Source organism: Planomonospora algeriensis, from assembly GCF_977012225.1.
In genome coordinates, this window is the sequence record NZ_CDRNDK010000306.1 from 1 (window position 1) to 7,986 (window position 7,986).

Annotated in this window: 13 protein-coding genes; 3 read left to right on the top strand and 10 right to left on the bottom strand. The window is 70.8% G+C overall.

The features are described 5' to 3' along the window. The 7 genes from fliO to ACWJ6R_RS25445 form a co-directional block, all read right to left on the bottom strand. Positions 1-417: flagellar biosynthetic protein FliO (gene fliO, locus ACWJ6R_RS25415; protein ID WP_449064646.1), on the bottom strand; the 417-nt coding region annotated here is incomplete at its 3' end. 55 nt (positions 418-472) lie between these two features. Then, on the bottom strand, positions 473-1,201 hold the full coding sequence (gene fliN, locus ACWJ6R_RS25420) for a flagellar motor switch protein FliN (RefSeq protein ID WP_449064647.1): 729 nt from the start codon (positions 1,199-1,201) through the stop codon (positions 473-475). After that, on the bottom strand, positions 1,201-2,112 hold the full coding sequence (locus ACWJ6R_RS25425; protein ID WP_449064648.1) for a flagellar motor switch protein FliM: 912 nt from the start codon (positions 2,110-2,112) through the stop codon (positions 1,201-1,203). The genes fliN and ACWJ6R_RS25425 overlap by 1 nt, the downstream gene beginning before the upstream one ends. 294 nt (positions 2,113-2,406) lie before the next feature. Further along, positions 2,407-2,865: a flagellar basal body-associated FliL family protein gene (locus ACWJ6R_RS25430; RefSeq protein WP_449064649.1), complete on the bottom strand. Its 459-nt coding sequence runs from the start codon at positions 2,863-2,865 to the stop codon at positions 2,407-2,409. 27 nt (positions 2,866-2,892) lie between these two features. After that, on the bottom strand, positions 2,893-3,798 hold the full coding sequence (locus ACWJ6R_RS25435; protein ID WP_449064650.1) for an OmpA/MotB family protein: 906 nt from the start codon (positions 3,796-3,798) through the stop codon (positions 2,893-2,895). Continuing rightward, positions 3,798-4,574: a motility protein A gene (locus ACWJ6R_RS25440; RefSeq protein ID WP_449064651.1), complete on the bottom strand. Its 777-nt coding sequence runs from the start codon at positions 4,572-4,574 to the stop codon at positions 3,798-3,800. The genes ACWJ6R_RS25435 and ACWJ6R_RS25440 overlap by 1 nt, the downstream gene beginning before the upstream one ends. 2 nt (positions 4,575-4,576) lie before the next feature. Further along, positions 4,577-4,867, bottom strand: coding sequence for a flagellar FlbD family protein (locus ACWJ6R_RS25445; RefSeq protein WP_449064652.1), 291 nt, complete (start codon positions 4,865-4,867; stop codon positions 4,577-4,579). Between the two features lie 183 nt (positions 4,868-5,050). Here ACWJ6R_RS25445 and ACWJ6R_RS25450 point away from each other — a divergent pair, with 183 nt between their 5' ends. The 3 genes from ACWJ6R_RS25450 (at position 5,051) to ACWJ6R_RS25460 (ending at position 5,962) form a co-directional block, all read left to right on the top strand. Further along, positions 5,051-5,227: a hypothetical protein gene (locus tag ACWJ6R_RS25450; protein WP_449064653.1), complete on the top strand. Its 177-nt coding sequence runs from the start codon at positions 5,051-5,053 to the stop codon at positions 5,225-5,227. Positions 5,228-5,297: 70 nt separating this feature from the next. Beyond that, positions 5,298-5,537 carry a ribbon-helix-helix domain-containing protein gene (locus ACWJ6R_RS25455; protein ID WP_449064654.1) on the top strand — a complete coding sequence of 80 codons (240 nt, stop codon included), beginning with the start codon at positions 5,298-5,300 and terminating at the stop codon, positions 5,535-5,537. A gap of 32 nt (positions 5,538-5,569) precedes the next feature. Next, entirely contained in the window at positions 5,570-5,962 is a 393-nt protein-coding gene (locus ACWJ6R_RS25460) for a hypothetical protein (protein WP_449064655.1), read from the top strand. Between the two features lie 115 nt (positions 5,963-6,077). Here ACWJ6R_RS25460 and flgF read toward each other — a convergent pair whose 3' ends face one another. The 3 genes from flgF to ACWJ6R_RS25475 form a co-directional block, all read right to left on the bottom strand. After that, the gene (gene flgF / locus ACWJ6R_RS25465; protein WP_449064656.1) at positions 6,078-6,917 is read right to left on the bottom strand and encodes a flagellar basal-body rod protein FlgF; all 840 of its coding nucleotides are present in this window, start codon (positions 6,915-6,917) and stop codon (positions 6,078-6,080) included. 1 nt (position 6,918) lies between these two features. Beyond that, positions 6,919-7,371: a flagellar hook assembly protein FlgD gene (locus ACWJ6R_RS25470; protein ID WP_449064657.1), complete on the bottom strand. Its 453-nt coding sequence runs from the start codon at positions 7,369-7,371 to the stop codon at positions 6,919-6,921. A gap of 36 nt (positions 7,372-7,407) precedes the next feature. After that, positions 7,408-7,986: flagellar hook-length control protein FliK (locus tag ACWJ6R_RS25475; RefSeq protein WP_449064658.1), on the bottom strand; the 579-nt coding region annotated here is incomplete at its 5' end.

Consider the following 7,986-nt stretch of genomic DNA (forward strand, 5'->3'; position numbering starts at 1 on the left):
GCGGAGCAGCGCGCCGAGCCCGGCGAGGGGGCCCGCGGCGGGACCCTCGATGGGGCCCTCGATGGGGCCCCGCCCGGCCGTCCCCGCATCAGCCGGAGAGGAGTCGGCTGACGGGAGGACGGCGGGCAGGGAGACGGGGACGCGCTGTTCGGACTGCTCTCCGTAGCGCTCCACGGCCTCCAGGTCCGCCTCGGCCAGAAGGGTCACCTGGCCGTCGGTGACGCCGAGCACCAGGGCCCGGTCGGTCACCCGGACGACCGCGACGGAGGAGTTGCGGGTCAGCTGCTGGCGGGCGAGCACGGTGAGCAGTCCCCCGCTCCGCCCCGCCAGCGGCTTGCGGGCCACCTTCGACAGCCCCCACACCAGGAGCAGGACGACCAGGAGCGAGAACGTGATTCTCAGAACGGTCTCGAACATTGCGGGGTGCTGCTCCTACGTCGGGACGGTCGGCGGCGGCGGGCGGCGGACGCGGCTACTGCCGGTCCCCGCCGGGGGAGAGGATCTCGGTGACGCGGACGCCGAAGTTCTCGTCGATCACGACGACCTCGCCGCGGGCGATCAGGCGGCCGTTGACCAGCAGGTCGACCGGGCTGCCCGCGGCGCGGTCCAGCTCCACCACGGCGCCCGGCGCGAGCGAGAGCAGCTCGCGGACGGTCATCCGGGTACGGCCGAGCTCGGCGGTGACGTTCATCTCGACGTCGTGCAGCAGGTCGAAGCCGGCCTTGGCCTTGCCCGCGGGGCGGGCGGCCGCGGGGACCGGCCAGGAGACCGCCACCAGCGCGAGCACGGCCCGCACGACGCCGTCCTCCAGCAGCGGCACGAAGACCGACTCGCCGCGGTTGGCGAGCGCGCCCAGGCCGACCTCGGGCTCGGCGGCCAGCGCCGGCTCCAGGACGACGGGGCCCAGCTTGCCGGCCGCCGCCTCCAGGGCGGGCTGCACGGCCTTGGCCAGGTCCAGCTCGCCGAGCGGGCTCTGCCGCAGGGCGTCGACCAGGTCCTGGCCGACGACGACCGCGACCTCGCCCTGGGTGACGCCGGAGAAGCGGGCGCACACGGCCAGGCCGGCGGGCAGGTCCTGCGGCACGGTGAAGACGGGGGTGCCGACTTCCAGGGCGCCGCCGGTGGGCAGCAGGACCAGCGCGGCCTCGGCCGCGGCCATGCCGAGCTCCACGCGGGGGGCGACGGTGATCGTGGTGGTCATCAGTGGGCTTCCGTTTCGTTCTGCGGCGTGGGCACGACGAGGCAGGCCAGGCGCGGGCCCTGGCTACCGGGCACTGCGTGGGCGAAGGTGATGTCCGCGGCCGTCACCGACAGCGGAGCCGTCACGGGGTGGCCGAGCGGCACGACGTCGCCCGGTTCCAGGCCGATGATCTGGTCGGGGCGGAGCCGTACCGCCTCGAAGCGGACCGCCACGTCGATGGGCGTGGTGCCGAGCGCGGCGGCCATGTTGCGGTGCGCCTCCTCGCGGGCGGCGCGCTGGCCCGAGCTGAGGGTGACGTCGTTGTCGTTGCCCTGGAGCTTGGGGAAGATCGAGGCGAACGGCATGCAGATCGTCGCCAGGCACTCCTCGCTGCCCACCCGCATGTCGAAGGAGGCCACGATGACCGCGTCGGCGGGGGCGCAGGCCTGCACGAACTGCGGGTTGTAGTCGATGACGCCCAGCTTCGGGTGGATCTCGGTGATCGACTCGAAGGCGTAGTGCATCTCCTCCAGGACCCGGGTGAGCAGGTCGCGCAGGAGGGGCGTCTCCATGTCGGTCAGCGGGCGCTCCGCCTGGGCGCCGCCGGGGCCGCCGAGCAGGTGGTCGATGCTGGCCATCGCGGTGCCCAGGGAGAACTCCATGATGGCGGTGCCGGGCAGCGGCTCCAGGTCGACGGTGGCGACGATGGTCGGGTTGCCCAGCGCCGAGACGTACTCGTCGTAGGTGAGCTGCTGGATCGAGACGAGCGAGACCTGGGAGACCACGCGCAGGCTGGTGGTGAGCAGGGTCGTGTACTGGCGGGCGAACGTCTCGTAGGCGATCTGGAGGGTGCGGACGTGCTCACGGGAGAGCTTGATGGGACGCCGGAAGTCATAGGGCTGCGGGTCGGAGATCTTCGCCCGGCGGGACATCCGTCCGAGCAAGCGGGGCGTCGAGGCCGAAGGCTGCGTCTGACTCACGAGATCACACATCGGCCGTTATCCATCCGATATGAGGAAATGCCGGAAAGCGGGTTCACCTCGTGACGAGGGTCCCGTTCCCGCGGCGGGGATCGCGTGCGTGTGGCGTCCCCCGCCGGTGCGCGTCGTGGCGGCGGTGTGTCCTCCGCGTGCCGTGCGGCGGCGCGGTGTCCTGCGCGTGCCGTACCTGTCTCCTGCGCGTGCCGTGCGGCGGCGCGGTGTCCTGCGCGGCTCGTGCGGCGGCGCCTACTGCATGACGAACTCGGTGAAGTAGATGTCCATGATCTCGCCCTCGTAGGACTTCTCGATCTTCTTCAGCAGCTCCTGCTTGGCCAGGTTGCGCGCCTTGCCCGAGGAGAGCTCGTCCACCGCCCTGTTGCTGAAGTGGTCGATGGCCAGGTCCTGGGCCTTGCTGCCGTCGGGCGCCTCGGCGACCTCGGCGGTCGCCTGCAGCGCCAGCTTCAGCTTCAGGAAGTGCCCGTCGGCGAGGTTGATCGTGATGGCGTCGAGGGCGGCCACGGCGCCGGGCTCCGGCGCGGGCTCCTCGGCCTCCCCGCCTCCGGCGAACAGCAGGAAGTAGGCCGCCGCCGCGGCGACGAGGGCCAGCACGACTCCGCCGGCGATGAAGAGCGGCTTCTTGGACTTCTTGCCGCCCCCCTTCGCCTCCTCGGCGTCCGGCGCGGCCTTGAGCTTCGCGGTGGCCATGGTGTTCGTCTCCTGGGTGTGGTTCGGTCAGCTCGTGCTGGACTGGCCCGCGGCCGACGGCAGCAGGGTCTTGGTCGCGGCGTCGAGGTCGGACAGGACGACCACCTCGACCCGGCGGTTCAGCGTCACCGACCGGGAGTCGGTGTCGGGGTACAGGGGCCGCTGGTCGGCGTAGCCGGAGGCGTTCAGCCGCTGCGCGGAGATGCCCCTGGCCACCAGCCGGCGCACCACCGTGGAGGCGCGCGCGGTCGACAGCTCCCAGTTCGACGGGTACGGGCCCGAGGTGATCGGCAGCCAGTTGGTGTGCCCGTCGACCTCGATGTGGTTCTTCTCGGTGCGCAGCGCCGGCGCGATCGAGTCGATGATCTTCCGGCCGTCGCGCAGCAGCTCGGCGCTGTTGTTGCCGAACACGACGGAGCTGGTGACGACGGTGACGACCAGGCCGCGCTCGTCGATGCGGAACTGCACGCTGTCCTCGGCGTTCTGCTTGCGCAGCGCCTCCTGGATCTTCTTCTTGATCCGCTCGAACTTCTCGACCTCCGCCTCCGCGTTCTTCGCGCGGGCCGAGGCCTTGGCCCGGTCGAGGGCGGCCATGGCGTCGCGGGCCTTCTGCTCGGCCTCGCCGTCGGCGCCCTTGCCCAGCACGGAGGAGAACTCCATGGGAGCCGACTCCCCGCCGCCGGCCTCGCCGGTCACCGCGCTGCCCGGCGCGGTGAAGGTCACGGCGGGCTGGCCGAAGGCCATCGACAGGCTCGACTTGAGCGCGTTGAACTTGTTCTGGTCGACCTGGCTCATCGCGAACAGCACGATGAACAGCGCCATCAGCACGGTGAGCATGTCGCCGTAGGTGACCAGCCAGCGCTCGTCGGCGTGGGCCTCCTCCTCGTGGCCGCCGCCGTGTTTCTTCTTGCGGCGGTGAGGCTTGGTGCTCATCAGGCGGCCTTCGCCTTCTCGGCGGTGGTCTCCCCCGGAGGCAGCAGGCTCTTGAGCTTCTGGGACACCAGGCGCGGGTTGGTGCCGGCCTGGATGTTGGCGATTCCCTCGATCGTCAGTTCCATCTGCGCGGCTTCTAGCTCGCTGATGCGCTTGAGCCGGTTGCCGATGGGCAGCCAGAGCACGTTGGCGCTGGCCACGCCCCACAGGGTCGCGACGAACGCGGCGCCGATCATGTGGCCGAGCTTCGAGGGCTCGCTCAGGTTCTCCAGCACGTGGACCAGGCTGACCACGGTGCCGATGATGCCGATCGTGGGGGCGTAGCCGCCCATGTCGGTGAAGATCTTCACGCCGGCCTTGTCCGCGCGGCGCTTGGCGTCGACCTCGGCCTCCAGGATCTCCCGGAGCTCCTCGGGGTCGGTGCCGTCGATGGCCAGTTCCAGGCCGCGGCGCAGGAACGGGTCCTCGACCTCCTTGACCGCGTCCTCCAGGGCCAGCAGGCCCTCGCGGCGGGCGCGCTCGGAGAGCTTGACGATCGCGTCGACCAGGTCGGTGCCGGGCGTGGGCTTGGCGGTGAGGGCGCGCTTGATCTGCCCGACGATGCCGGTGGCGTCGCTCAGCACGCCGCCCGCCATCGCCACGCCGAAGGTACCGCCGAAGACCAGGATCATCGGGGCGAGCAGCATGATCGACATCGGGTTGGAGCCCTCGAGGATCATCATCACGAAGATGGAGACCACCGCGATGCCGATGCCGGCCAGGGTTGCCGGATCCATGGTCAGCGCTCCTGTCGGTGAAGGCGGACGACCCGCTGCTGGTCGGCGTCGGCGGGGCCCGCGCTCGCGGCCGGAAGGCGGTGCGTGCCCGAGGAGACGAGGATCTCGGCGTCGGCGATCAGCTCCGCGCGGTAGCGGCGCACCCGTCCGAGGAACTCGCTGAGGGACTCGGCGATGATGTACTTCGTCCCGTCCACGAGAGTGATCACCGTGTCGGGGGTCTGGTCCGCTCGCTCGATCAGGTCGGGGTTCAGCGCGAACTCCGGGCCGTTGAGGCGCGTAAGAAGGATCACCGAGGTCCGTCCTTGAGGTCGTCAGAGGGCGACGGGCCGTACCCGGGCCGCGTTACACCTCTTCCATCGGCCGCCCGCCGCGCCGCCTGAGAAAACCACCGGGACCAAGGTCCCTTCTTTCCGGTGCCCGGCGTTCCTCCGCGATCGCCCCGGAGACCGGCGGGAGCTGCTAAGACGTACGGTATGCACCCTGACCTCACGCCCGATGCGGCGGCCGAAGCCCGGCAGGACGACATCCCGTCACGGCACGGATCCCGCACGCGGCTCTTCGCCCGCATCGCCGCACGCCACAATCCCCATCTGGATCCCGGCTACCTCACCGCCGCGCTGGCCGAACGAGATCAGGTCCGTACGATCTGACCCGGGCCCTACGAAAGATCGTTGCTCCACGACGCCGGACGCCAGGCGGAAGGATCAGTATGATCCGAGTATGAGTGTGAAGAAGTCCAGGATCACCATCACCATCGATCCGCATCTCGAGGCATACGTGAACGACCTCGTCGATGCCGGTAAGGCGACCTCCGTCTCTGCGGCGATCGCGGACGCCCTGGCTGAGAAGGCGCGGCGTGACCGCCGGGCCCGCGCCGCCTTGAAAGCCAGGGCCGCTCATGCCGACCCCGACCGGGTCGCCCGCATGATGGCTCACATCGAAAGCCAGATGCCGGGATGAGCGACCACACTCCCACGCCTCGGATCCTGGACATGAGCGTTCTGATCGAGATCGCCCGCGGTGACAGCGATCTCATCGGGCTCATCCAGGGGTACGACGCCGAAGGCTGGCCCGTCATCGTCCCCGCGCTGGCCATGGCCGGTGCCCACTCCGACACCCATACCGAGGACGCCGCCGATCTCCTGACCGGTCTGGAGCTTCTGGACTCCGTCATGGTGGCCCCGCTACAGGGCTCCGAGCAGGCCGTCGCGCTGGCCGATGTCATCGCCAGGACCGGTCTGGACGCATTCGACGCCCATACCGCTGCCATCGCGAACGTGTCGGTCTGCCCCATCCTCACCCTCGACCACGACAAGTGGCAGGAGCCGTCCCGCGCACTGGACGATCCGCTGCATGTCATCGAGATCGCAGACCCGGGGCCATGAGGTACCGGCCGACCGCACAGGCCCACCCGGCCGCTTGAACGTGAAGGTCCCGGGACTCGGCCTTCGCCGGGTCCCGGGACCTTCACAGTGGGCCCGCCCCGAGGGCGGGGAGCGCTTAGCGCTTGAGGTTGACCAGGTCGTTCAGCAGCTCGTCGGAGGTGCTGATGACCTTGGTGTTGGCCTGGAAGCCGCGCTGGGCGATGATCAGGTTGGTGAACTCCTGACCCAGGTCGACGTTGGACATCTCCAGCGCGCCGGTCTGCAGGGCGCCCATGCCGCCGGTGCCCGCAGTGCCGATGGTGGCGTCGCCGGAGTTGACGGTGGCGCGGTAGGTCGAGCCGCCGGCCTTCTCCAGACCGCCCGGGTTCACGAAGTTCGCCATGGAGACCTGGGCGAACGTGCGCTTGGTGCCGTCGGCGAGCACGCCGACGAGCGAGCCGTCGGGGGAGATGGTGAAGGACTCCACGTCGCCGGGGAGCGTGATCGGCTCCGGCGCCCCGGTGGGAGGCACCGGCACGTTGCCGGTCGCGGCGTTCCAGCCGAGCACGAAGTTGCCGTCGCTGGTGACCATGGCGCCGTTGGCGTCGAAGTTGAACGCGCCCGCGCGGGTGTAGAGCTGCTCGTTGCCCTTCTGCACGGCGAAGAAGCCGTCGCCCTGGATCATCAGGTCGAGGTTGCGCCCGGTGGTCTGCGCGGCGCCCTGGCCGAAGTTGGTCTGCACGCCGGCCAGGCGCACGCCCAGGCCGACCTGGGCCGGGTTGGTGCCGCCGGCGCCGGGGGTGCCGGTCTGCGGCGCGCCCGCGGCCTGCATCATCTGGCTGAGGGTGTCCTGGAAGACGGTCTGGGAGCCCTTGAAGCCGGTGGTGTTGACGTTGGCGATGTTGTTGCCGGTGACGTCCATCATCGTCTGGTGGACGCGCAGGCCGCTGATGCCGGAGTACAGGGAACGGAGCATGTCACTTACCTTCGGTGGATTCGGTGCCGCCCGTGACGGCGCTGGTGACTTCCTTGACCGAGGACAGCGGTACATCCGTGTCCCCGACCCGCAGGGTCGGGGTGCTGCCGAAGGAGGCTGAGGTGACCACACCGACGGCGTCCGTGCCGTCTGGTCCGGTGTAGCCGACGGTCTTGCCGACGAGGCTGCTGGCCGACAGCCGCAGCTGGGCCGCCAGCAGTTCGCCCTGCTGCTTGACGAGCTCCTCCATCCGCTCCACCTCGGTGAACTGCGCGGTCTGCGACATGAACGCGGAGGTGTCGGTGGGGTTGCTCGGGTCCTGGTAGCGCATCTGGGCGACCAGGAGCTTCAGGAACGTGTCCTTGTCGAGCTTGCTGTTCCCGCTCGACGCGGCGGCCGTGCCGGTCGCGGCGGTCGTGGCGCCGGTGCTCGCGGCCCCGCTGATGGTGGTCACGTACGGATTCCTCCGGATTCCCTGGGAGAGGCGGTGCTACAGGCGGACGTTGAGCGTGCGGGATCCCGATCCGTCGGACGGGAGGCCGGCGGGCGCGGGGGCGTTCTGGTAGGCGTCCCCGGTGCGGCCGGCGCCGGTGAGGCCGGAGGCGGCCTGTCCCTGGTTGCCCTGGCGGCCCTGCTCGGAGAACTGCTGGGTCTGCTCGCCCGGGCGGCGGCCGTCGCCGGGGGCCTCGCGCTGCAGGTCCAGGGTGCAGGCGGAGAACCCGCCCTCCTCCAGCTCCTGGCGGAGCGAGGGCAGGGCCGAGCGCAGCGCGTCGAAGGCGCCGTCGCTGGTCCCGGCGAGCTGCAGGTGCACGGCGCCGTTGCGCAGTTCGGCGACGACGCTGACCGGGCCGAGGTCGACGGGGTGCAGGTGGACGGTGAGCCGGTGGATGCCGTCCGGGTCCTGCCGGAGCGGCAGCACGTGGACGGCGATCTGGGAGGCGGGCGTGGCGGGCTGCTGGGGGGCGGGCGCGGAGACCCGCTCCGGCCCCGTCACCTGCGTCGTGGCGGTGGCCTGGGGTACGGCCTGCCCTGCCGCGCCGGTCGCCTCGGCCGGGCCGGTCGCTGCCGG

Coding starts and splice junctions, on each gene's coding strand:
- ACWJ6R_RS25430 (WP_449064649.1), bottom strand. CDS start 2,865: ATGGCCACCGCGAAGCTCAAGGCCGCGCCGGACGCCGAGGAGGCGAAG.
- ACWJ6R_RS25435 (WP_449064650.1), bottom strand. CDS start 3,798: ATGAGCACCAAGCCTCACCGCCGCAAGAAGAAACACGGCGGCGGCCAC.
- ACWJ6R_RS25425 (WP_449064648.1), bottom strand. CDS start 2,112: ATGTCCCGCCGGGCGAAGATCTCCGACCCGCAGCCCTATGACTTCCGG.
- flgF (WP_449064656.1), bottom strand. CDS start 6,917: ATGCTCCGTTCCCTGTACTCCGGCATCAGCGGCCTGCGCGTCCACCAG.
- ACWJ6R_RS25440 (WP_449064651.1), bottom strand. CDS start 4,574: ATGGATCCGGCAACCCTGGCCGGCATCGGCATCGCGGTGGTCTCCATC.
- fliN (WP_449064647.1), bottom strand. CDS start 1,201: ATGACCACCACGATCACCGTCGCCCCCCGCGTGGAGCTCGGCATGGCC.
- ACWJ6R_RS25460 (WP_449064655.1), top strand. CDS start 5,570: ATGAGCGTTCTGATCGAGATCGCCCGCGGTGACAGCGATCTCATCGGG.
- ACWJ6R_RS25450 (WP_449064653.1), top strand. CDS start 5,051: ATGCACCCTGACCTCACGCCCGATGCGGCGGCCGAAGCCCGGCAGGAC.
- ACWJ6R_RS25455 (WP_449064654.1), top strand. CDS start 5,298: ATGAGTGTGAAGAAGTCCAGGATCACCATCACCATCGATCCGCATCTC.